The 21,742-nt window shown below is 73.0% G+C and carries 20 protein-coding genes and 1 pseudogene; 15 read left to right on the top strand and 6 right to left on the bottom strand.

Going from position 1 to position 21,742, the window contains the following annotated elements; all coding sequences use genetic code 11:
• Window positions 1–18 precede the first annotated feature (18 nt).
• The 4 genes from ACIRVK_RS25550 to ACIRVK_RS25535 are packed head-to-tail and all read left to right on the top strand — an operon-like array spanning window position 19 to window position 2,618.
• The gene (locus ACIRVK_RS25550; RefSeq protein WP_404250914.1) at window positions 19–924 is read left to right on the top strand and encodes a hypothetical protein; all 906 of its coding nucleotides are present in this window, start codon (window positions 19–21) and stop codon (window positions 922–924) included.
• Entirely contained in the window at window positions 921–1,199 is a 279-nt protein-coding gene (locus tag ACIRVK_RS25545) for a Trm112 family protein (protein ID WP_404250818.1), read from the top strand. The genes ACIRVK_RS25550 and ACIRVK_RS25545 overlap by 4 nt, the downstream gene beginning before the upstream one ends.
• Window positions 1,200–1,213: 14 nt before the next feature.
• Complete coding sequence (locus ACIRVK_RS25540) at window positions 1,214–2,017, top strand: FkbM family methyltransferase (RefSeq protein ID WP_404250912.1); 804 nt, start codon at window positions 1,214–1,216, stop codon at window positions 2,015–2,017.
• A complete protein-coding gene (locus ACIRVK_RS25535) occupies window positions 1,992–2,618 on the top strand; it encodes a hypothetical protein (RefSeq protein WP_404250816.1) in 627 nt (208 codons plus the stop codon). The genes ACIRVK_RS25540 and ACIRVK_RS25535 overlap by 26 nt, the downstream gene beginning before the upstream one ends.
• Before the next feature lie 14 nt (window positions 2,619–2,632).
• Here ACIRVK_RS25535 and ACIRVK_RS25530 read toward each other — a convergent pair whose 3' ends face one another.
• On the bottom strand, window positions 2,633–3,502 hold the full coding sequence (locus ACIRVK_RS25530; protein ID WP_404250814.1) for a RimK family alpha-L-glutamate ligase: 870 nt from the start codon (window positions 3,500–3,502) through the stop codon (window positions 2,633–2,635).
• Between the two features lie 146 nt (window positions 3,503–3,648).
• Between ACIRVK_RS25530 and ACIRVK_RS25525 the strand changes: the two genes are divergently transcribed.
• The 4 genes and pseudogenes from ACIRVK_RS25525 to ACIRVK_RS25510 all read left to right on the top strand — a co-directional run bounded on the left by ACIRVK_RS25525 (window position 3,649) and on the right by ACIRVK_RS25510 (window position 8,080).
• Complete coding sequence (locus tag ACIRVK_RS25525) at window positions 3,649–4,695, top strand: MerR family transcriptional regulator (RefSeq protein WP_404250812.1); 1,047 nt, start codon at window positions 3,649–3,651, stop codon at window positions 4,693–4,695.
• A 20-nt stretch (window positions 4,696–4,715) separates the two neighbouring features.
• Window positions 4,716–5,162: pseudogene (locus tag ACIRVK_RS25520) on the top strand (O-methyltransferase); the annotation flags it as partial.
• Window positions 5,163–5,399: 237 nt separating this feature from the next.
• Window positions 5,400–6,854, top strand: a complete 1,455-nt coding sequence (locus ACIRVK_RS25515) for an acyl-CoA synthetase (protein WP_404250910.1) — start codon at window positions 5,400–5,402, stop codon at window positions 6,852–6,854.
• Window positions 6,855–7,042: 188 nt separating this feature from the next.
• Window positions 7,043–8,080, top strand: a complete 1,038-nt coding sequence (locus ACIRVK_RS25510) for a rod shape-determining protein (protein WP_404250810.1) — start codon at window positions 7,043–7,045, stop codon at window positions 8,078–8,080.
• 12 nt (window positions 8,081–8,092) lie between these two features.
• On the opposite strand, the gene ACIRVK_RS25505 is transcribed toward ACIRVK_RS25510, so the two are convergent.
• Together ACIRVK_RS25505 and ACIRVK_RS25500 are read right to left on the bottom strand one after the other, a co-directional pair.
• Complete coding sequence (locus ACIRVK_RS25505; protein ID WP_404250808.1) at window positions 8,093–9,034, bottom strand: anti-sigma factor RsbA family regulatory protein; 942 nt, start codon at window positions 9,032–9,034, stop codon at window positions 8,093–8,095.
• Window positions 9,031–9,378, bottom strand: coding sequence for an STAS domain-containing protein (locus tag ACIRVK_RS25500; protein ID WP_404250806.1), 348 nt, complete (start codon window positions 9,376–9,378; stop codon window positions 9,031–9,033). Before ACIRVK_RS25500 ends, ACIRVK_RS25505 begins: the two co-directional genes overlap by 4 nt.
• Before the next feature lie 351 nt (window positions 9,379–9,729).
• Here ACIRVK_RS25500 and ACIRVK_RS25495 point away from each other — a divergent pair, with 351 nt between their 5' ends.
• From ACIRVK_RS25495 to ACIRVK_RS25475, 5 genes are all read left to right on the top strand, one after another.
• The gene (locus ACIRVK_RS25495) at window positions 9,730–10,416 is read left to right on the top strand and encodes an ANTAR domain-containing protein (RefSeq protein WP_404250804.1); all 687 of its coding nucleotides are present in this window, start codon (window positions 9,730–9,732) and stop codon (window positions 10,414–10,416) included.
• Between the two features lie 426 nt (window positions 10,417–10,842).
• Complete coding sequence (locus ACIRVK_RS25490; protein WP_404250802.1) at window positions 10,843–11,445, top strand: toxin; 603 nt, start codon at window positions 10,843–10,845, stop codon at window positions 11,443–11,445.
• Window positions 11,442–12,617 (top strand): MAB_1171c family putative transporter, encoded by a 1,176-nt coding sequence (locus tag ACIRVK_RS25485; RefSeq protein WP_404250800.1) that lies wholly within the window; start codon window positions 11,442–11,444, stop codon window positions 12,615–12,617. Before ACIRVK_RS25490 ends, ACIRVK_RS25485 begins: the two co-directional genes overlap by 4 nt.
• Complete coding sequence (locus ACIRVK_RS25480) at window positions 12,610–14,043, top strand: NAD(P)/FAD-dependent oxidoreductase (RefSeq protein ID WP_404250798.1); 1,434 nt, start codon at window positions 12,610–12,612, stop codon at window positions 14,041–14,043. The genes ACIRVK_RS25485 and ACIRVK_RS25480 overlap by 8 nt, the downstream gene beginning before the upstream one ends.
• A gap of 70 nt (window positions 14,044–14,113) precedes the next feature.
• Window positions 14,114–14,566, top strand: a complete 453-nt coding sequence (locus tag ACIRVK_RS25475) for a hypothetical protein (RefSeq protein ID WP_404250796.1) — start codon at window positions 14,114–14,116, stop codon at window positions 14,564–14,566.
• Here the strand turns inward: ACIRVK_RS25475 and ACIRVK_RS25470 are convergent.
• A complete protein-coding gene (locus tag ACIRVK_RS25470) occupies window positions 14,559–15,083 on the bottom strand; it encodes a hypothetical protein (protein ID WP_404250794.1) in 525 nt (174 codons plus the stop codon). The two genes, ACIRVK_RS25475 and ACIRVK_RS25470, sit on opposite strands and share 8 nt — an antisense overlap.
• 261 nt (window positions 15,084–15,344) lie before the next feature.
• Here ACIRVK_RS25470 and ACIRVK_RS25465 point away from each other — a divergent pair, with 261 nt between their 5' ends.
• The gene (locus ACIRVK_RS25465) at window positions 15,345–16,211 is read left to right on the top strand and encodes an LLM class flavin-dependent oxidoreductase (RefSeq protein ID WP_404250792.1); all 867 of its coding nucleotides are present in this window, start codon (window positions 15,345–15,347) and stop codon (window positions 16,209–16,211) included.
• A gap of 451 nt (window positions 16,212–16,662) precedes the next feature.
• Here ACIRVK_RS25465 and ACIRVK_RS25460 read toward each other — a convergent pair whose 3' ends face one another.
• Window positions 16,663–17,964 (bottom strand): alpha/beta hydrolase, encoded by a 1,302-nt coding sequence (locus tag ACIRVK_RS25460; protein ID WP_404250790.1) that lies wholly within the window; start codon window positions 17,962–17,964, stop codon window positions 16,663–16,665.
• 247 nt (window positions 17,965–18,211) lie between these two features.
• Window positions 18,212–20,863, bottom strand: a complete 2,652-nt coding sequence (locus tag ACIRVK_RS25455; protein ID WP_404250788.1) for a two-component regulator propeller domain-containing protein — start codon at window positions 20,861–20,863, stop codon at window positions 18,212–18,214.
• 158 nt (window positions 20,864–21,021) lie between these two features.
• Between ACIRVK_RS25455 and ACIRVK_RS25450 the strand changes: the two genes are divergently transcribed.
• Window positions 21,022–21,651, top strand: coding sequence for a hypothetical protein (locus tag ACIRVK_RS25450; RefSeq protein ID WP_404250786.1), 630 nt, complete (start codon window positions 21,022–21,024; stop codon window positions 21,649–21,651).
• Window positions 21,652–21,742: the final 91 nt, after the last annotated feature.

Here is a 21,742-nt window from a genome sequence, read left to right as displayed (position 1 = left end):
GCCGGCATGTGGTGGGGAGTGGCCGCGGCCCTGTTGGCGAACACCCTCTACAGTCTCGGTTTCGTCCTGGAGAAGCGGGCCCTCACCTCGCTTCCCGAGGTGTCGATCCGGGAGCCCGCCCGGCTGCTGCGGCTGGTGCTGGGCAGTCCGCTGTGGATCGGCGGCTCCCTGGCCCTCGCCTCCGGTTTCGGCGCGCAGCTCGTCGTCTACCGGACGCTGCCGATCGCCGCCGCGCAGGGCATCTTCGTCTCCGGCCTGGTGCTGCTCGTCCTGCTCTCCGCCCGGCTGCTGGGCGAGGAGACCACGGGACGCGAGCGCTACGCCCTCGGCGCGATCCTCGCGGCACTGCTGATGGTCGTGCTCTCGCTCAAGCAGGGCTCGGACACGGTCAGCCGCGGCGCCCCGTACCAGCTGATCCTGCTGGTGTGCGTGCCGTCGCTGGCCGGCGGCGTGTGGCTGTACGGCGCCGCCGAGCGCCGTACCCGGCACCGGCACCGCGCCCCGACCACCGGCGTGGAGTACGGCGTGGCGGTGGGCCTGCTCTACGGCGTCAGCTCGCTGGCGATCAAGGGCGTGTCGAGCTATCTGACGACCAGTGGACTCGGGGGTGCGGTGGCCGGTGTGCTGCGCTCCCCGTACCCGTACATCCTGCTGTTCACCGGCGCGTTCGGCCTCGTCATGTCGCAGGCCGCGCTGCAGCGGTGCCGGGCCTCGCTGATCGTGCCGGTGTGCACGACGGTGACCTGTCTGTACACGGCCGTACTCGGCACCTTGTCGTTCGGCGAGGCGCTGCCGCACGACCCGTTGCGTCTCGCGCTGCGCCTGGCCGGCACGGTGCTCGCCGTCTCCGTCCTGCTGGCGATGCCCAAGCACGACACCACTCCCCGACAAACCCCCATCGGTGCCAAGGAGTTGACACCATGAACCCCGACGACCCGCTGCTGCGGATCCTGGCCTGCCCGCTGGACAAGGGCCCGCTCCACCTGCTCGCCGCCGAGGGGCCGGCGGCTCCCGAGGCCCTCTACAACCCACGCCTGCACCGCCGTTACCCGATCGTCGACGGCATCCCGCAGCTGCTGCCCTCCTCCGGGGAGCAGGTCCCGGACGACGAACACGAAGCCCTCCTGCTGCGCCTTTCTGGGGGCAGCGACACAGGCGGCGTCCGCCGCGGGCCCCAGACCCCCGGGATGGCCCAGTGACCGCCCCCCGTACCATGGCCGCCCGGTTGGCCCCTCTCCTCCCCGTCCGCCTGGTCGCCGCCGTCGCCCGGGCCGTCTACCCGCGCTTCGAGCCCGAGCTGGCACGCCTCGGCGACCTGTGCCCGGCCGGCTGCGGGACGGCCGTGGACGTGGGCGGCTGGTACGGCCCCTGGACCCGCCGGCTGTCGAGACGGGCCCGCCGGGTGGTGACCGTCGAGCCGGTCCCGCACCTGGCCCGGCTGCTCACCTCCGCCGCGCCGCCGAACGTCCGGGTCGTCGAGGCCGCCGCCTCCGACCGTCCCGGCACCGCCCGCCTGTGGCTGCCGCCGGACGACGCGGGCGACCGGGGCGTGTCCTCCCTGGTCCGCCGGGACATCCACGCCCGCGCGCTGGACGTCCGGTGCGTCACGCTCGACGAGCTCGGACTGCGCGAGGTCGGCTTCATGAAGATCGACGTGGACGGCAATGAACTGGCCGTCCTGCGCGGCGCGACGGGCGTCCTGTCCCGCGACCGCCCGGCCCTGTTCGTGGAACTCGAGTCCCGCATCCAGCCGGTCGCGCCGGTGGTGACGTACCTGTCCCTGCTCGGCTACGCCGGCTGGGTGCTGCCCGGCGCCACCTGGGTGCCGCTCGCCCAGTTCCCGCTGGAGGCCCACCAGGCGTCCGCCGAGTACGTCGTCGCCCAGGGTCTGCTGGGCCGCGTCCTGCCCTTCCGCAAGCACCAGCGGTACGTCAACTCGGTGCTCTTCCTCCCCGACGGCCGCCGGCCCGGTGTCAGTGGTGTGGGAGACCATGGTTCGCATGCCGCCCTCCGCTAGTCCCTTCACCCCGCTCGACTTCCAACTGGTCCTGCTGCGCCGCATGGCGGACCACAACCCGGACCTGGTGGAGGACGCCCGGCACGCACTGGGCGTCTCCATCGCGGACATGCGCGAGGCGAACAAGCGCTGGCAGGCGATGCTCCACTCCCCCAGATCCCGTGCGGTCGCCTCCCTCCCCCACTCTCGGCTTCGCTCGGGCGGGGGGACCCTCATCCGCTCGGTGCTGGGCGCACCCGAGTCGGTGGTGCGGCGCAGGATCGGCGACCTGGACTGCGAGGCGCTGCTCTGGCCCGTCCCCCTCTGGCCCGACCTGCGCTTCGAGGTGCTGCTCGCCCCGAACGGCGCGGTCTGGAACGAGTGGCTGGTCCGCGCCCCGGCGGCCCCGGGACCGGTGCTGCGGACGCTCGCCGACCTCACGCCCTGGTCCTGCACGGTCGACGAGGCGGCCCGTGCCTTCGCCCCCGCCCGCCCCCTGGAGGGCACGGCCCCGACCCGCTGGGGCCTGGCGTTCACGGCACCGGACGAGGAGGGGAGGCGACGGGAGGTGGTCGCCGAGTTCACCTGGGGGCTGCTGCAGCGGGTGGCCGTGGACGGGTGACCCGGCGCGGCAGGTCAGCCGGCCGCCGCCAGAATCCCCGCGACCACCTTCGCCACCGACTCCGGGTGCAGGAAGAGGAACAGGTTCGGCTCGACCAGCTCCAGTTCCATCACCCGCGGCTCGCCGTCGTCGCCGTCCACGAGGTCAACGCGCGCGTACAGCAGCTCCGGTGCGTCGGGTACGACGGCCAGGGCGCGCTCGGCGACCGCGAGTTCGGCCGGCGTCGGGGTCCAGGGCTCGAGGTCCGGGTGCGGCACCTTGTCGGCGTCGTAGGCGGCACCGGGCTTGAGGACGGCGCGCTTGCGGCTGGCGTGCAGCAGACGGCCGCCGAAGAACTGCAGCGCCCGCTCGCCGGACGCGTCGATGCCCCGCATGTACGGCTGCACCATCGCCGTGAACCCCTCCTCGTGCATGCGGGCGAGATGCCGTCCGGCCTCCTCCCGTTGCCCGGGCGTGTAGCGGGCGGCATAGCGGGCGCCGGCGCCGGAGGTGGGCTTGACGACGTACTCCTGATCCTCGGGCAGGGCGGGGGCGTCACCCGGGGCGAGGTAGCGGGTCGGGACGACGGGCACGCCGGCCGCCGCGAGGTCGCCGACGTACCGCTTGTCGGTGTTCCAGCGCACCACCTCGGCCGGGTTGGCCAGCCGGGTGACGGTGCCGCACTTGTGCGCCCACGCCACGAACTCGGCCGCCCGCCAGCTGTAGTCCCAGGTCGACCGGATGACCACGAGGTCGTACGCGGCCCAGTCGGCCTCGGCGTCGTCCCAGTACACGGCGTCCGCCTCGGCCCCGGCCTCCCGCAGCGCCGCCAGCAGCACGGGCAGATCGCGGTCTCGGCTGGGCTCCGGCCGCGGGTCGTAGGTGGCGAGGGCTATGCGGGGCACGGGGAACTCCATTCACTGCGGGACGGACCACCGCAGGCTAACCGCGCCGGACGCAACCACTCCAACCCGTTTGACCTTCCCCCTGCGGAAAGGCCGAGCATCGGTGCGAGGACGGGGACGGGCGCGCCCGTGGACAGGAGACGGATGTGCAGACGCTGACGATCGGTGCCTTCGCCAGAGCGAGCCGGCTGTCCCCGAAGGCCCTGCGCCTCTACGACGAGCTGGACCTGCTGCGTCCCGCCCACGTCGACCCGGACACCGGCTACCGCCACTACGCCCCAGCCCAGTTGGAACAGGCACGGCTGGTGGCGTGGCTGCGCCGGATCGGCATGCCGCTGGCCCGCATCCGTGAGGTCTGCGCGCTGGAACCGACCCGGGCGGCGAGCGAGATCCGGGCGTACTGGTCCCAGGTGGAGGCGGAGACGGCGGTACGGCGGGACCTCGCCGCGTTCCTGGTGGACCACCTGTCGAATGCCTCCCGGAAGGACGCCCCGATGCTCGAACTGCGCTACTGCGCCCACTCCGACCCCGGCCGGGTCCGCCCCGCCAACCAGGACACGGCGTACGCGGGGGCACGGCTGCTGGCGGTGGCCGACGGTTACGGGCCTGCGGGGGCGCCGGCGAGCAGCGCGGCGGTGGAGGCGCTGCGCTTCCTCGACACGGGCGAGCTGCCGGCGGGCGACGTCCTGAACCTCCTGGAGGAGGCGGTACGGGGTGCGAGCGAGGCGGTGCGGGGCCTCGGGTCGGACGAGAACGGCACGACCCTCACCGCCCTGCTCCTGACGGGCTCCCGGCTCGCCCTGGTCCACGTCGGCGACTGTCGCGCCTATCTGCTGCGTGACGGCGGGCTGTTCCGGATCACGCACGACCACACGATGGTCCAGTCCCTGATCGACGAGGGCCGTCTCACGCCGGAGGAGGCGACGGCCCACCCGCAGCGGGCCCTGCTCCTCAAGGCCCTCACCACCGGCACACCGGACCTGGGCCTGCACGACGCCCGTCCGGGCGACCGCTACCTGCTGTGCTCCGACGGCCTGTCCACCGTCGTCCCCGACGCCCGCGCCCGCACCGTCCTCACCACCGCGCAGACCCCCGAGGAGGCGGTCCGCGCCCTGGTCACCGAGGCCAACGCGGCGGGCGGCCCGGACAACGTCAGCTGCGTGGTGGCGGACGTGGTGGCGACGCCGGCCTGACCCCGGGCATCATCACCGCCATGGCGATCTCGGGAACGGACGCGTACGACGACGAGCCCCGCCTGCCCCCGCTCGTCGAACGGGCCCTCGCCGCGGCCCGCGCCCACGGCTTCCCGTACTCCTGCCGCCCGGAGCAGGGCCGCCTGCTGTACGCGCTGGCGGGCGGCGCGCGGACGGCCATCGGTGAGACCGGCACGGGCTGCGGGGTCGGTCTTGCCTGGCTGGCGTCCGGAGCCCGGGCGGGCGTACGGCTGGTCAGCGTGGAGCGCGACCCGGAACGCGCCCGCCTCGCCACCGAGGTGTTCGCCGACCGCCCCGAGGTCGAGGTGATCACCGGCGACTGGCGCCGCATCGGGGACCGGGCGCCGTACGACCTCCTCGTCCTCGACGGCGGCGGCACCGGCAAGAGCCCCGGCGACACCCCCGCCGACCCGGCGCGCCTCCTCACCCCGGGCGGCACGCTGGTCGTCGACGATTTCACCCCCGCCACCGACGACCCACCGCTGCACGAGGGCGCACCGGACGTCCCCCGCCTGCACTGGCTTCGGCACCCCGCCCTGCACACGGTCGAACTCCCGCTCGCCCCCGACCTGGCCGCCCTGGTCGGTACCCGGCGTCGCAGGGGAGCGGTCCTGGGTGGCCGTGCGTGTATAAGGTCCAGTTCTGACCGGACTCAACTCGCGTGCACAAGGACAGGTGATCGCGTGTCGTCTCTCTTCCCGGCCCTCGAGAGCCCGGGCGGCAAGGTCGCCCTGCGGTTCGGCGACCGGTCGCTGACGTATGCGGAGCTGGCGGCGGCGACCGGCGCGGTGGCGCGGCGGCTGCCCGTGGGCGGGCGGGTCGCGGTGTGGGCCACGCCCGAGCTGGAGACCGCCGTGGCCGTGGTCGCCGGGCTCCGCGCCGGGGTGGCCGTGGTGCCGCTCAACCCGAAGTCGGGCGAGAAGGAGCTCGGGCACATCCTGTCCGACAGTGCCCCGGTCCTGGTTCTCGCGGCGCCGGGGGACGAACTCCCCGCGCCGGTAGGGGACTTGCCGCGCGTCGACGTCGAGGTCAGCGCCACCGGGGGGGTCGGGGGCGCCCTTCCCTCGCCCTCCGTCGCCGACGAGGACCCCGCCCTCGTCGTCTACACCTCCGGTACCACCGGCCCGCCCAAGGGTGCCGTCATCCCCCGCCGGGCCGTCGCGCACACGCTGGACGCGCTCGCCGACGCCTGGCGGTGGACCGGCGACGACGTGCTCGTGCACGGGCTGCCGCTGTTCCATGTGCACGGCCTGGTGCTGGGCATCCTCGGCCCGCTCCGGCGTGGTGGCACCGTCCGGCACCTGGGCCGGTTCAGCACCCAGGGTGTGGCACGTGCGCTGGCGACCGGCGCGACCATGCTGTTCGCGGTGCCGACGATGTACCACCGGATCGCCCAGGCCCTGCCCGAGGAGCCGGAGCTGGCCGAGGCGCTGGGCGGGGCCCGGCTGCTCGTCTCCGGTTCCGCCGCCCTGCCCGTGCACGACCACGAACGGATCGCCGCCGCGACCGGACGGCGGGTCCTGGAGCGGTACGGCATGACGGAGACCCTGATGAACACCAGTGTCCGGGCGGACGGCGAGCCCCGCGCGGGCACCGTGGGCGTGCCGCTGCCGGGCGTGGACCTGCGGCTCGTGGAGGAGGACGGGACGCCCATCACGTCGTACGACGGCGAGAGTGTCGGCGAGATCCAGGTGCGCGGCCCGAACCTGTTCACGGGGTACCTCAACCGGCCCGACGCCACCGCCGCCGCCTTCACCGCCGACGGCTGGTTCCGCACCGGCGACATGGCGGTGCGCGATCCTGACGGGTATGTCCGGATCGTCGGCCGGAAGGCCACCGACCTGATCAAGAGCGGGGGGTACAAGATCGGGGCCGGTGAGATCGAGAACGCGCTGCTGGAGCATCCGGGGGTGCGCGAGGCGGCGGTGACTGGGGAGCCGGACGCGGACCTCGGCGAGCGGATCGTGGCGTGGGTGGTGCCGACGGATCCGGAGGCCCCGCCGAGCGCGGACGAACTGGCCGACCACGTGGCCGCGCGGCTCGCCCCGCACAAGCGCCCCCGCGTGGTGCACCACCTCGGCTCGCTGCCCCGCAACGACATGGGCAAGATCATGAAGCGGGCTCTGGTGCGGGACTGAGGGGCCGGGCCCCACGAGCGGAAACCAAGACCCCCCATTCAGCCGCTCCCCACCCGGCCCCCCACAAGCGGCACCCCCGGCCCGGTCCCCGCACGATTCCACTGAGGCCCGCCGTCCGGCGGGCGTCGGAATCGAGGCCCGCCCCGCGTCGGCGGTCGCCAAGGTCTGCGCTCTCGGGAGGACCCGCCATGACCGCCAGTCTGGAGCAGTTGCGCCGCTGCCATTTCGCCGTCGACCTGGGGGCGGCCCGGACCCGTGTCTATGTGAAGGGCTCCGGACTCGTCGTCGACCAGCCCTCCGCCGCCGCCGTGAACACGAAGACCGGCGCGCTGATCGCGGTCGGCGAGTTCGCGGAGAGGATGACGGGGCGCACCCCCCACTACATCCGCGTGGTCCGTCCCGTCTCCGGCGGCACCGTCGTCGACATCGAGATGGCGCAGCGCATGCTCCGGCACCTGCTCGGCGACAAGATCCGCCGTACCCTGCGCCGCAAGCCCTTCCTGCGCGCGGCAGCCTGTACCCCGCACGACGCCGATCCGCTCGCCCAGCGGGCCGCCATCGAGACGCTGGTGGGGCTCGGTGCCCGGCGCGTGGAGCTGGTGGACACCCTCATCGCCGCCGCCGTGGGGTGCGAGCTGCCCGTCGAGCGGCCCGAGGCGACCATGATCATGGTGTGCGGGGCCGCCGCGACTCAGGTCGCCGTGCTGTCGCTGGGATCCATCGTGACCGCCGAGCGCATCCCCGTGGGCGGTGAGGCCGTGGACCACGCAATCGTCCAGCACCTGCGGCACGAGCACGAGCTGATGCTGCCCAGCCAGTCCGTACGGCCGCTGCAGCTCGCCCTGGCCGGCAACGGCCTCACCCTCCAGGGACCGGCCTCCACCGAGATCCACGGGCGGGACGTCGCCACCGGCCTCGCCCGTTCCGTGCAGGTCGACACGGCCGCCGTACGGGACGCCATCGAGACGCCGCTGACCGCCGTGCTCGACGGCATCGGACGCGTCCTGCGGGACTGTCCGCCCGACCTGGTCGCCGATCTCGCCGACCGCGGGATCATGATGGTCGGCGGCTCCGCCCTGCTGCCCGGCCTGGACCAGATGCTGCGCGCGGCCACCGGCATGCCGGTGCACATCGCCGAGCGGCCGGACGTGTGTGCCGTACAGGGCCTCGGCTACATGCTGGAGGGGAAGATCGAGCCCCTCGTGCTCGACCCGCTGGCCGGCTGAGGCGAGCGCGGCTCAGCGGGCGAACCAGCAGCGCACCGTGGTGCCCTCGCGGTCGCTGTGCAGCCGTACGAGGTCGGCGACCAGGTTGACCAGCAGGAGCCCGCGGCCGCCACGCTGGTCGCGGGGGGCCGGACGGCGGCCGGCCAGCGGGTCGGTGAGGTGGCCCCGGTCGCGCACCTCGCACAGCAGGTGGCCGCCCTCGGCCCACACCCGCAGCTCGCCCGAGCCGCCGCCGTGCACCACGCTGTTGGTGGTCAGCTCGGCGGTGACCAGCGCCAGGTCCTCCAGTCGGGCCGGTGACAGGCCCAGGCGGCTGCCCTCGGCCACGGCGAGGTGCCGGACCTCGCTGAGGGAGGCGGCCGCGAAGGGGAACACGGGGGCGTCGGGGACGGCCGGCAGGGGTTCGTTGTAGCGGGCGACGACGTCCGCGGGGGCGTAGGCGCTGCTGTCCTCCTCCACCCCGCCGCCCCGCACGAGGGTCGGGTGGGTGGCGTACGCGTCGGCGATGACCCGCGGGGCCAGTCGCCGGGTGTCGTAGGGACACAGGATGGTCGCCGTACGGCCCTGGAAGGCCGCGTTGATCAGCGCCTCGTGCTGGACGCAGGCCGGGTACTCGGTCGGGGAGCGGCCGGCCCAGATCGGCTCGCCGATGATGCGCACGCGGGTGCCCGGCGGCTGGGCGTCGAAGAAGGCGCGCAGCACGCCGGGGATGATCCGGCCGGGGTTGCGGCCGGCCTCGCGCATGTCGAGGAAGCGCACGGCGTCGGCCTCGTCCCCGAGGACTTCCTGGATCAGCCGGAGGTTCTCCGTGGGCACGGCGACGGCGACGGGTTCGCCGGCCTTGAGGCCCGCGCGCACGAAGGGGACGGTGCCTTCGAGGTACTCGGTCTCGTCCTCGTAGAAGAGGGCGGGGTGGACGAAGGGGGCCGTCAGCTCGGTGGTGAGGGCGGTCATGAGGTCGACACCTCGATCGTCGGGATGCCGGGCCAGAACAGGTCCAGCAGGCGGCGCAGGGTCGGCGGCGGTTGCTGCAACACGATCCTCCTGCCGTCCTCGAGAGTCTGCGCGGTGGTCGCGAGAGCGCCGACGCCACCGACGTCGACGAAGGTCACCGCCGACAGCTCCAGACGGTAGACCCGGCCGCCTTCTCGCACGGCCCGTTCCAATGCCCGTTCCCATTCCGCGCGGGTAGAAAGTCCGACCTCCCCTGCCACGCGCAGGCCCGTGCGCCCCGGCAATGGGGACACCTCCAGCCACGGGGGCGGGCTCTGGGCCGGGACGGGAGTCTGGCGATGCATGTGCAGGGCTCCTCTCCCGTCGCTGGTCCCGTGTCCGCCATGGTTGCGGACGAGAATCCTGTACCCCGACGCGGACCGGTCATTCCCCGCCAAGGGGGTGTACGCGCCCGCGCGCCGGGCAGGCGTCGGTCAGCGCCGCCGGGTCCCCGCGGAGTTCGCTGCGCGGTCCCGCGCCCGGTGCTGGGGCGTGTCTGACCATTCCCGTCGTCCGCCCGCAGGGCGGGCTCCGCGGCGACATGGGGCCCCCTTCCGGGGGAGTGAGTGCCAGACGCCGCGAAGCACGCGGGAATTGCCGGACACGCCCCTCGGGGACTCAACGTCGAGACGAAGGTCGGGAGCAGCGAGGCGGACATGACCTCAGCGGCAGGCGTACCGCTCGGAGGGCGGTTGGACACCCTGGTCATCGACGGCCGTGTGGCGGAGGGGAGGGCGATGCTCGCGCCGCGCGGCGAGCTCGTGCGGGGCTGTGCGGACACCGTGGCCAGGACCCTGGACGAGCTGCCGCCCCGGCTCAGCCGGATCGAGCTGGACATGGCGGGCGTCTTCTTCATGGACACGGCGGGGCTGCAGTTCCTGGACGTGCTCGACGCATTCGGCCACCGGCACCGGATCCCGGTGCGGGCCACGCGCTGGAACGGGCAGCCGCGCCGCATCCTGGAGCTGGTCGGCCTGGACACCGAGGATCCGCTGCGGGCCGGGGCGGCCCGGAGCGTCGGTACGCGGACCTCCTCCGCGGTCGCCAGGGAGCGCGCGGAACAGCTGGACGTGCTGCGCGAGGAGGTCGAGCAGCTGCGTCAGGCCATGGTCTCCCGCCCCGTCATCGACCAGGCGCGCGGCGTCCTGATGGCCGCTCACGGCTGCACCTCGGAGCAGGCCTGGGACGTCCTTCGGGAGGCCTCCCAGCACTCCAACACCAAGCTGCGTGAGGTCGCCGCGGCGGTCGTGGCCACGGCGGGCTCGCAGGGCACGCCGCTCCCCGCGACGGTGCGCGACGCCCTGCGGACGGCGATCTCGCGCCGTCTGCAGGGGAGTTCATGACGCCCATCAGTACGGCAGGATCCGTCCCGACGGAGTCCTGCGGTCGATGGTGGTGTCGCGGGGCGTGCTGGGGCGGCGGTTGACACGGACGCGGATCTGGCGGTTCATGACGCCCTCCTCGGACCTCGAAGTCCCTCCGGCTGACGTGAACCAGCCTGGTCCCCGCGCCGTCCCGGCACATCGTGCCCACGAAGGCGCCTTTCCTAACTCCCCAGCAGGACACGGAGCATGGCCGCTACCTCTCCGGGATGAGGTCGACCCCGAGACATCCCGGACTGTCAACGTTCGTTTTTGGCCGATAACCGAGCACCGGGAGCCCGCCGCCGCGCATAAGCTGCGTGCGCACGACAAGCACGACACGACTGACGACAAGACTGACGACGCCGCTGTCCGCCGTCGAGGCCCGCAGGAGAGGGACACCGCCCGATGACCACCAAGGCGATGAGGTCCCTGCTCGCCGACCTGGGCCGGGAGGCGTCCAGGACGATCCGGCGGCCCGCCGAGCCGAGGGTCGTGATGGAGGCGTTCTGCCGGGCGATGAGCGTCCGCGTCGGCAGGCCCGTCGAGCTGGTCTTCCGGGCCTTCCCGACGGAGGTACCGGTGTCGGGACTGCGCCTCGACCTCGGGGACCGGTCGGTGGTCGTCGTCGAGGAGGGCACCGTACCCGAGGCCCAACTGGTCATCCTCGGCCATGAGTTGTGGCACGAGGAGCAGGGCTCCTGCGGTCACGCCCCGGGGGCGGCGGCCGCCCGCGCGCTCGCCCCCGGCCAGACGCAGGAGATGCTGGAACGGGCCGCGCGGGACATCCTCGCCGCGTCGAAGGTGCCGCGGGAGGCCTGCCTCGCGGTGGCCGCCCGGTCCGGCCACGCCGACGACCACGAGGTGGACGCGGAGACCTTCGGCCTGCTGTTCGGCCGGGAGGTGCGCACCTGGATGACGGGCCGTTACGCACGGGGACCCGTCAGTCCCACCACCGTGGAGGGCCGTATCAACCTGTCGCTGGGAAACCGCGGCGGACGCCTGCTGTGACGATCCCGCACATCCCGTACTGGATACCCACCGCACTGCTGGCCACGGCGCTCGCCGCGAAGCTCCCCACCTTCGCGCGGTCCTGGCGTGATCCGGACGTGCGCGCCACGACCGTCCTGCTGACCTCGGCGACGGCCGTCCTGGTCGTCATCACCCCGGTCAACATCGAGCGCCTCAACCGGCTGACCGGCGTGCCCAACATCGCCTCGCCGTGGGCGTACTCGTTCCTCACGGCGTTCTGCGCCACCGGCCTGACGATGATCATCCGCTGGCGGGAGGAGCCGTCCGAGCGCCGCGCGCGCCGGATGCGCCGCATCTACGGGGCGTACGCGGGGGTGGTCGTGGCCCTGTGGGTGACGTTCCTGCTCGCCCACGCCCCCGAGCCCCGCATCTACGACCTCGACACCTACTACGCCTCCACGCCCTGGATGCGCGAGCACATCCTCCTCTACCTGACCGCGCACATGGTCTCGTCGCTGGTGGCCGCGTTCATGCTGTGGAGGTGGTTCCCGCAGATCGTGGACCGCTGGCTGCGGGCGGGGGTCGTCTTCCTGCAACTCGGCTACGCCTCGGGCCTGTTGTTCGACGCGGTGAAGCTGACGGCGATCGGCGCCCGCTGGTCGGGCACCGACTGGGACGGGCTGAGCACCACCGCCGCCCCGCCGTTCGCGCTCCTCGAGGCCGCGCTGGTGGCGCTCGGGTTCCTGGTGCCGCAGGTGGGCCCGTTCCTGCAGCGCTGGGTGCGCGACCGGCGCGAGCACCGGCGGCTACGGCCGCTGTGGCGGGCGGTAAGGGTCCTCGGGGCGTCGGCGGCACCGGCCCGGCTCGGCTTCTGGGCGCCGCTCGACCTGCGGCTGATGCAGCGCCGGCAGGACATCCACGACGCCCTGCGCATGCTCGGGCCGTACCTCGACCGGGCGCTGTACGACAGGGCCTACGAGGCCGCGCTGCCCGATCACGGCGAGGTGCGGGGCCGGGCGGCGGCCGGTGCGGTCGCGGTGCGCGCCGCGCTCGACGCCCACCGTGCGGGCCTCCCGGCCGGTTCCGTGGGACCGGGTGCTCAGCTCTCCGACGACATCGAGGGCGTCTCCCGCGCCCTCGCGCACCCCCGCACCGTCGACACCCTCCGCCGGCGGGTGACCAGCACAGAAAGCCCGATCGCCCATGCCTGACCGACTCCCCGCCCGGCCCAGAGCCGTCGTCATCGGCGCCAGCGTCACCGGCCTGCTCGCGGCTGCCGCGCTCGCCGAGTTCGCCGACGTGACGGTCGTGGAGCGCGACACGCTGCCCTCGGGGCCCGAGCCGCGGCGGGGCGTTCCGCAGGCCCGGCACGCGCACCTGGTGTGGAGCGGCGGGGTGAAGGCCTTCGAGGAGCTGCTGCCGGGCCTGGTCGACGACGTCGTGGCGCGGGGCGGCCGGCTGATCCACGTCATGGGCGACATGGTCTCGCGGGCCCCCAACGAGATCTGGTTCCGCCGCTTCACCACCACCCACCACCGCAACCTGGTCTGCTCCCGCGACCTCCTGGACGCGACCCTCCGCACCCACGTCCTGACGGACCCCCGCATCACCCTCCAGGAGAACACCACGGCCCTGTCTCTGGAGGGGGACGCGAACCGGGTGACGGGGGTCCGGGTACGGGCCGGGGGCGCTGGATCGGAGGGCGGTACGGGGGGCGGTACAGGGAGCGAAGCCGTCCTGCCTGCCGAGCTCGCCGTGGACGCGTCCGGGCGGGGGTCGCGGGCCGCGCGGTGGCTTGTCGGGCTCGGGTTGCCGCAGGTCGTGGAGCGGGAGGTGAACGCCGGGGTCGCCTACGCCACCCGCGTGTACCGGGCCCCAGGGAGGGCCGCCGGCGCCGGCTTCCCGCTGGTCAACGTGCAGGCGAACCCCGCCCAGGACCACGGCCGGGGCGGCATCATCCTGCCCGTGGAGGGCGACCGCTGGATCGTCACCCTCTCCGGTACCCGCGGCGGCCGACCCACCGCCGACGCCGACGCGTTCGCGGACTTCGCCCTGAGCCTGGGCGACCCGGTCATCGGCGAGCTGATCAAGGACGCCGAGCCCCTGGGCGACGTCGCCACCACCCGCTCGACCGCCAACGTCCGCCGCTACTACGAGAAACTCCCGCACTGGCCGGACGGCTTCACCGTCCTCGGCGACGCCGTCGCCGGCTACAACCCGGTCTACGGCCACGGCATCACCGTCGCCGCGCAGTCCGCCCTGGCCCTGCGCGGCGTCCTGCGCTCCATCCCCCTGGCCGCCCCCGGCACCGCCCGTCGCCTGCAGCGCGCCGCCGCCCGTCCGGTCGCCGCCGCCTGGGACCTCGCCGTCGGCCAGGACGCCTTCTACCCCGGCGCCACCGACACCCCGCCCACGGCACTGGAACGCTTCCTGACCCGCTTCGTCGACCGGGCCGTTGCCACCGGTGCCCGCAACCCGCGGGCCCTCGGCGCCCTGCTGGACGTGATGAGCCTGGAGAAGCCGGCCACCCGCCTCTTCTCCCCCGACATGCTGGTCCCGATGCTGTTCGGCCCGAAGAAGCCGCACCTCGCGGGGCCGCCCCTCACCGAGGCGGAGCGCAAGGCCGCCCGGGACTGACCACACGGAGAACACCAGGTCCGGCTCCGGCCGGAAAGGGCGCACACTGGAGGCCGACCAGGAGGGAACCATGCGCCTTCCCCGACCTTCTCCCCGCACCCGACGCCACCCCGTCCCGCCGGAGCCGTCCCGCCCCGACCAGGTGCGGGCGCTGGTCGCCGTGCTGGACGAGGCCGTGGCCGCGCAGCGGCCCGCCGACGCCGCGGTGGCCGCCTGCGGCGAGCCGGGCCCCGTGTCCTGCCAGACGGCGCGCGCCTGCTCCCTGCAGAGCATCGCCCTGCACCGCCTGCGCACCCGTCTGCAGGACCTCCGGCTCACCGACCCGGACCTGACGAGAACCCAGGACCAGGCGGCACGGCTGCTCTCCTTCGACCTGTGGATGCTGCGCGAGTCGCTGGACCTGGCCTTCACCGTCCGCCCGGACGCCCGTACCGAGGAGGCCCGGCAGCGCCTCAACGGGCTCGGCCGGCACGCCGACGACCTGCGCCGCCTGCGTGACGGCCTGCGCGCCGAGGTCAGCTGAGGCCGAGCGAGGACAGCGCGGTGGTCCAGTCGCTCGCGATGGCGGAGCGCGCGTCGTCGAGGGAGACCGTGCCGTTGCAGACGGCCTTCTTCAACTTGTTCTCCACGGAGTCCTTGCTCGCGGCGGTCTCGCTGCCGTACCGCGGCTCGGGCCAGAGGTTCTGCTCGCTCCTGGGGGCGCCGCCGAGCTCCAGCGGCACGAGGTGGTCCTCCTCGTAGTCGGCCGTGCTGGTGTCGGAGTAGCCGTACTCGGAGATCTGCTTGACCTTGAGGGCGTTGGTGTACGAAGCCGGCGGGCGGACCGTGGCGGTCCACCCGGAGACGCATATCGTCGAGTCGATCGTGGACTGGGTGACGTCGGGGTTGTAGTCGCCGGGCTGGCAGGTGGGGTCGGGCAGCGGCAGGTAGTCCTGCGAGCAGCTCGCGGCGTGGGCGGCCGAGCCGGTGCTGAGGATCAGACCGGCGACGGCGAGGCTGAGGGACGTGGTCGTGGCGGTGAGGCGGCGCGTGGCACGCATGGGGGTCTCCCACGATCGGCCCGGGGATTCCGGGCAGTCGTGGGCATGACAGCACTGCGGGCGTCTATGCGGGTAGAACCGTTGGCCAAAGAATCAACTACCGCACCGAACCCTTACCAGCGCATGGCAGGCGGTTGCCCAACGCCCGGGCCCCCCTTGGCCGTCAGGTAACCCACCGGACACCGGGCCCGCCCGAGAGCCGAACTCCCCGCCCCCGATACGCCGTTGATCGTCATGCCCGCGCGGCATAGGTTCCCGGGCATGACGAACGTACGGATCGGTGTGATGTACGACCGCGACTGGGCGCCGGAGGAGCTGCCCGGGTTCGCCCGGCGGGCCGAGGCGCTCGGGGTGGACGACCTGTGGGTGGTGGAGGACCTCGGGTGGGGCGGCGGGGTGTCGGCGGCGGCCGTGGCCCTGGGAGCCACGGAGCGCCTGCGGGTGGGCATCGGCATCGCCCCGGCCCCGCTGCGCAGCCCGGCGCTGCTGGCGATGGAACTTGCCACGCTGGCCCGGGTCTTCCCGGGCCGCCTGGTGGCGGGGATCGGGCACGGCGTCCCGGAGTGGATGGCCCGGGCGGGCGTCGCTCCCCGCTCTCCGCTCGCCCTCCTGGAGGAGACGGTCACCTCGGTCCGCACGCTGCTGCGCGGCGGGCGGGTGGAGCTGGCGGGGCGCGAGGTCCACCTGGACGGCGTCGAACTGGTGCACCCGCCGGCCGAGGTCCCGCCGGTGGTCACGGGCGTCGTGCGGCCCCGCTCCCTGGAGCTGTCCGGCCGGGTCGCGGACGGCACCGTGATCACCGAGGGCCACGGCCCGGGCGACCTGGCGAACGCCCGCGCGCTCACCGTGAAGGGCGGTGCCGGACCCGACCACACCCTGACGGTCCTGGCCTTCGCCTGCGTCGACGACGACCCCGAGGAGGTGAGCCGGGCCCTGGCCCCGCACGTGGAGGGCCACGCCGCCTGGCTGGGCCGCCCTCGGGAGGAGGTGTTCACGGTCTCGGGCACGCCCGCCCAGGCCGCCGCTCGCGTCCGCGAACTGGCGGAGGCCGGCGCGGACACGATCGTCCTGCGGATCGCGGGGGCGAACCCGCTGCGGCAACTGGAGGCCGTCCTGGCCCCACGCTGAGCACGTCCGCAGGACAAGCCAGGGCCTCGGCAAACGCCACAGAGGCCGACGAGGCCGACCCGGACCCGGTCACGCTGCGGATCGCGGGGGCGAACCCGCTGCAGCAACTGGAGGCGGTCCTGGCCCCACGCTGAACACGTCCGCAGGACAAGCCAGGGCCTCGGCAAACGCCACAGAGGCCAACCCGGACCCGGTCACGCTGCGGATCGCGGGGAGCGAGCCGCTGCAGCAGCGGGAGGCCGTCCTGGCTCGGCGCTGAGCGGAGCCGAGGGAAGAGCCGCGGCCGTGGGAAGGCGCGGACACGGTCGTCCTGCGGATCGCCGGGACGGGCCCGTTTGTGGCGGCTGGCGGCGGTGCTGGCTCGTGGCTGGGGGGGCCGGAGGAGGCCGAGGCCGTGGGAACGCCGCAGGGGCCGGAGTGGTCGCTCCGGCCCCTGCGTGTGAGACTGCTGCTACTTGCGCGAGGTGGCGGTGGCCCTGGGGGGCTCGGTGCCCTCCGCGCGCAGCGGGCTGTGGCCGGGCTTCGGCGAGGGCTTGCCCCCGGCGGGCTTCTTGCCGGGGATGTGCCGGGGCACGACGTCCTGCGGGAAGGTCAGCTGGTCGTTCATCCACTTCAGGGTGGCGGGCATCTCCCGCACCCAGGTCGGGAAGTTGTGGCTGCCGTTGTCGGGCTCGATCGAGGCGACCCGCATGGGCGGCTTCACGGCCTTGATGAAGGCCTGGGTGTTCGCGTAGCCCCTCTCGCCGTGCTTGCTGTTGGCGACGAGGACCGAGATGTTCGGGGCGGGCATGTGGGCCAGCCGCCACATCAGGTTGTGGCCGTTGACCCGGTCCTGGCGGCCCGGACCGCTGCCGAAGAGGTTGCCGGTCGTCGGGTCGTCCTTGACGTAGTAGTCGGGCGACAGGCCGGCGGCCGTGGTGTAGACGTTCGAGTCGCGCATCGCGAGCTGCAGGGCGCAGCTGCCGCCGGAGGAGTAGCCCATGACGCCCCAGGCGGTGGAGTCGTGGCCGGCCCGGTAGGCGGACTTGATGGCCGTCGGGAGGTCCTTGGCCAGGAACGTCTCGGTCTGCGGGCCGCCGGGGACGTCCACGCACTCGGTGTCGCGCGGCGGGGCGACGGTGGGCCGGATCATCACCATGATCGTCGGCTGCATCTGGCCCTTCTTCTGCAGGTCACCGGCCGTCTGCGAGACGCGCAGGTACTGGGCCAGGTTGAAGATGCTGCCCGGGTAGCCGCTGAGCGCGACGATCACGGGGAAGCGCTGGCGCGCGTAGGCCTTCTGGAAGTACTGCGGCGGCAGGTAGACGAAGGCCGGGTCGACCACGCCGGTGGTCTTTCCGATGACCTTGACCGACTGCACCCGTCCGACGACCGCGGCCGGCCCGTTGGGCAGTCCGCTGACCCGGTTCAGCTGGTCGGTGCCGTTGGGCTGCACGAGTGAGCCGGCGGCGGTGCTTATGCCGGCCGCCGCGCCCCCGTTCGCGTCCGCGGCCGCGCCCGTCACGCCCACCGCGGAGGTGTCACCGTTGCCGAGCAGTTCGTTCCAGGATCCGAAGAACTGGTACGAGGAGTTCACGGCACACGCGAAGGCGGCGACGATCGCGATCTGCGTCACACCGATCGCGCCGAGCCGCCCGAGGATGTGGAGCACCCCCGGCTTCGCGAACCGTGGCCACGTCCAGACCAGCAGCGCGACACAGACCGCGGCCAGTGCCACCATCGCGTAAACGGTTGTCTGACTGGTCAAACCCATGTCTCAGTCCCTGACTTTCCTGCCCGAGCTCGTTCCTACGAACAGAAGGAGGGCAGATAAGCCTTCCGCGTTCCGTAACGAGCCCTTTAAGTAAAAGACATGCCCCCTTCCGCTATGTGACGTTGGCCTCAGGCGGGGGGTCACGCACAGGCCAGGGTACGTCGGCCGGCGGCGCGACGCGGGCCGAGCACGAAGCGGCGGTGACCCCGGAAGCCGAGGTCACCGCCGCTTTTGCCTGCTGGTCGGGTCAGTCGCAGTCCCGCACCTTGATGGTGTAGATGCCGCGACCGTGGGTCGCCGCGTACAGGGTGCGGCCGTCGGGGCTCAGCTTGAGCTGGAGCACGCCGACCGCGGGGAGCGAACCGACCCGCTGCCACCGGGTGTGGCCGGGGGCGCGGTAGACGACGCCGAGGTCGGTGGCGACGGCGAGGCCGCCGTTCGGCAGGACCAGCGCCGAGTCGGTCGGCACGTCGGGCAGGTTCGCCGAGACGTCCTTCCAGGTGGTGCCGCCGTCGGTGGACTCGAAGACGTGGCCGACGCCCGCGCCGGGGCCCTCGGTCCAGTGCCGGGAGAAGCCGTTGACGGCGAGGAAGACGTGGTTCGCGTTCTTCGGGTCGATCGCGAAGCCACTGAGGTAACGGTTCGGTACGGTCCCGTTCACCGGCAGGGCGATGTCGTGCCAGCCGGTGCCGTCCGCGTTGCCGACGGAGATGCCGCGGGCGAAGCCCTGCTCGTTGCAGGGGCCGCACCAGGCCGCGTACACCTTGCCGCCGGAGGCGGCGACGGCGGTCGCGGTGTGCCCGGCGCCGAGGTCGTACACGCTCTTCCACTCGGAGCCGCTGCGGATGGCGTAGCCGTGGGTCTGCACCCAGATGTGCCGGCCGCCCGCGATCCAGGTGTTGCTGTCCTTGGCGTCGGCGGCGAGCGGGGCGATGAAGCGGGCCTCGCTGGTGGCGTTGTCGGCGGGGGCGACGTTGTACGACGTGGCCTTGGTCGCGTCGCTCACCCAGCTGCCGTCGTTGACCGCGCAGTTCTGGGTGATCTGGACGGCGAGGTAGACGTACTCCTCGGCGATGTTGCAGCCGTTGGCCGGGTCGGTGAGCGTGTCGCCGCCGTCGCCGCCGAAGTTGGAGCCCATCACCGTGTCGTTGCTGCGCAGCACGGACTGGCCGTTGTCCTGCAGACCGCCGGTGACGGAGACCCCGCCGTAGGTCAGGTCCTTGCCGACGCCCACCGAGTAGTACTGGAGGGTGTCGATGGTGCCGTCGTTGAGGGAGGTCCAGTCGGTGGCGTGCCCGGAGGCGTCCTGGGAGCCGCTGACCGGGCGCCGGTAGACGCCGCCGTCGTTGCCGACGTACACGAAGCTCTTGCCGTGGTAGCTGCCGATCGCGACGCCGTGCTGGTCGGAGTGGGTGGTCTGGTTGCAGTCACCGGTCTGCTTGGCCGGGTCGATGCTCCAGCAGGAGAAGTTGAAGTTCCAGTACGGGCCGACGGTCGACCAGGTGGAGCCGCCGTCCTTGGACTCGTAGACCTCCTCCAGACCCGCGTACACGTGCTTCGGGTCCGCCGGGTCGACGGTCAGGAACTGGTTGTACCAGGCCTGCACGCCCGGCATGTAGCCGCTGGAGGTCAGCGCCGAGCCGTCGGCGGCGAGCTGCTTGTAGTCGGCGACCTTGGTCCAGGGCCCGAACGGCGAGGCGGCGCTGTATATGCCCATGAGGCCGCTGTCCGGGTTGGCCGCCATCTGCGCGGGCGACTGGTCGATGGCGTAGTAGCGCGAGCCGTCGGCGGCGCGGGCGAAGGTGACCGTGCCGACGTTGGCCGCGTCGGTCGGCAGGTCGCCGAAGCCGCTGGTGATCCGCGTCCAGGTGCCCTTGGCGTCCTTGGTGTAGAAGCCGTTGTAGTCGTCGCCGCTGCGCCAGCCGACCGCGAGGATCACCTTCGAGGGGTCCTTCGGGTCGATCGCGATGTCATTGGTGATGTTCTTGTACGCGGAACCGGCGACGTTCCCCTTGGAACCGCCCGGCAGGTAGTCCGGGTTGGGCGCGAACTCCAGCTTCCAGTGGCCCTTCAGCGTCCTGGTGGAGTGGCTCCACACGCCCTCGCTGGTCGCCGCCCACACCTTGCCGCCCGCGAACCGGAGCTGGCGGACGGTGGTCGACTCCAGTTCGTCGCCGCCGACCCGGCTGCGGGTGGAGAAGCTGCCGTGGTGCGGGTCGGACAGCACGTACACGCCGCTGCCGAGGTAGGCGTCCGCGTTGGTGTTGGCCTCGCCGGTACCGAGCCACAGCCGGCCGTCCCCGTCCAGCGCGAGCGCGCCGGTGGACTGCGAGGGCAGCTTGTCGCTGATGGGCTTCCAGTGCCCGCCGCCGCGCCTGGACCGCCAGACGCCACCGCCGGCGCTGCCCGCGTACACGTACCCGTCGTCGTCGGCGGCCAGTGCGGCCATCCGGCCCGTCACATTGCCGGACCCGCCGCTGGAGTTGGAGTCGATGTCGCGGTAGCGCGGGTCGTCCGAGTTGTACGGCAGGTTGGTGACGTTGCGCCAGGTGCCGCCCGTGCTGGGGAGGTTGCTGAGGCTGTTCCAGGCGGCGCCGTACGCGCCGGGTGCTACGACACCGGGCGAGGTGCGGGCCTCCGCGAACTGGTCGGCGCCCTCGGCGATCTCGTCCGCCCCTTCGCCGCCGTCCCCGTCCTTGGCGGACGAGGCCTTCGCCTTGGGGCTCATGGAACCGACGGAATGGGTCCGCTGGCTTGCGAGTTGATTGAGCGTGCGGACCCCGAAGGGACTGCTGTTTCCGCCGCCGGACGCGGCACTCGCGGGGATGGCGAGGAGTCCGGACGTCGCGGTGATGGCACAGATCGTGAGCCATCGTCTTCTTCGGGTTGGAGCTGGCACCAGAGCCTCCCAAACGGGCATCGTCAAGCCGTCGGGAAAGACCCGATCATGGCGCGAAGAAGACGTCCTGCGCTTGGCCAAAACTTTGACCAGAACCTGACACCGAACGTTCACGGCCGCTCCCGCGTCCCAGGAGGGCGATCCTCGAAGGGGGTGCCATGTCCGGACGAAACCGTCGCATCGCCGCAGGAACGGCGATGCTGATCGCCGCAACTGTAGGCCTGGCCGGGTGCGGGACCAAGGACGCCAGGCCGACCGTGGTGGCGCCGGTGGCGCTGTGGCCCACCTCGCCGCCGCAGGTGGTCCAACAGCGCGCCTACGGCTGCGGAACCACCGTCGCCCCACCCGCGCGGCCCTCCGCGCCGGGCGATCAGGTCCGGCTCTCCGTCACCGGAACCCGCGTCCCGGGCGACCGCGTCACCGCCGGCTACGAGATCAGCTCTCCGCACGCCGGGACGGTCCTCACCTACCCCGTCTCCCCCACCCCGCCGACGATCCTGCTGACGCGCGCGGGACGCGTCGTCGGACGGCAGACACCGCCGGCGTCCGGCACGGTCGACGGCCGGCCCGCCGAGGGGCGGCCCATCGGCCGGCACCCCTTCGTCTCGTCCCTGAGCGTCGACCGACTCTGCCCCGGAACGACCTGGCCGCAGGTCCGGTCGCACCCCTCGCTCTACCGCGTCGAGATCGTCATGTCCCGGCAGCCGATCAGCAACCCGCTGACGTCCACGCCCGCCCCCTATCTCGCGGATCCCCTGACGACGGCCACCGCCCGCCTCACCCCCTGAAACCCCCTGAACCGGTACGGATAAACTGGCGAGTCCCTACCCCCACGATCCCCGTTCTGTGATCATGACCCGCCTGTCCGAGGTGCACCCA

This window comes from Streptomyces sp. NPDC101152, assembly GCF_044768275.1.
GTDB lineage: Bacteria > Actinomycetota > Actinomycetes > Streptomycetales > Streptomycetaceae > Streptomyces.
Note: the sequence above shows the minus strand (reverse complement) of the source record. Positions and strands in the feature narration are given on the sequence as shown.

Bases quoted from the DNA above. Each gene is read 5' to 3' on its own strand.
- ACIRVK_RS25545 (WP_404250818.1), top strand. From the start codon at position 921: ATGAACCCCGACGACCCGCTGCTGCGGATCCTGGCCTGCCCGCTGGAC.
- ACIRVK_RS25540 (WP_404250912.1), top strand. From the start codon at position 1,214: ATGGCCGCCCGGTTGGCCCCTCTCCTCCCCGTCCGCCTGGTCGCCGCC.
- ACIRVK_RS25535 (WP_404250816.1), top strand. From the start codon at position 1,992: ATGGTTCGCATGCCGCCCTCCGCTAGTCCCTTCACCCCGCTCGACTTC.
- ACIRVK_RS25510 (WP_404250810.1), top strand. From the start codon at position 7,043: ATGACCGCCAGTCTGGAGCAGTTGCGCCGCTGCCATTTCGCCGTCGAC.
- ACIRVK_RS25505 (WP_404250808.1), bottom strand. From the start codon at position 9,034: ATGACCGCCCTCACCACCGAGCTGACGGCCCCCTTCGTCCACCCCGCC.
- ACIRVK_RS25500 (WP_404250806.1), bottom strand. From the start codon at position 9,378: ATGCATCGCCAGACTCCCGTCCCGGCCCAGAGCCCGCCCCCGTGGCTG.
- ACIRVK_RS25495 (WP_404250804.1), top strand. From the start codon at position 9,730: ATGACCTCAGCGGCAGGCGTACCGCTCGGAGGGCGGTTGGACACCCTG.
- ACIRVK_RS25490 (WP_404250802.1), top strand. From the start codon at position 10,843: ATGACCACCAAGGCGATGAGGTCCCTGCTCGCCGACCTGGGCCGGGAG.
- ACIRVK_RS25480 (WP_404250798.1), top strand. From the start codon at position 12,610: ATGCCTGACCGACTCCCCGCCCGGCCCAGAGCCGTCGTCATCGGCGCC.
- ACIRVK_RS25475 (WP_404250796.1), top strand. From the start codon at position 14,114: ATGCGCCTTCCCCGACCTTCTCCCCGCACCCGACGCCACCCCGTCCCG.
- ACIRVK_RS25470 (WP_404250794.1), bottom strand. From the start codon at position 15,083: ATGCGTGCCACGCGCCGCCTCACCGCCACGACCACGTCCCTCAGCCTC.
- ACIRVK_RS25465 (WP_404250792.1), top strand. From the start codon at position 15,345: ATGACGAACGTACGGATCGGTGTGATGTACGACCGCGACTGGGCGCCG.
- ACIRVK_RS25460 (WP_404250790.1), bottom strand. From the start codon at position 17,964: ATGGGTTTGACCAGTCAGACAACCGTTTACGCGATGGTGGCACTGGCC.
- ACIRVK_RS25450 (WP_404250786.1), top strand. From the start codon at position 21,022: ATGTCCGGACGAAACCGTCGCATCGCCGCAGGAACGGCGATGCTGATC.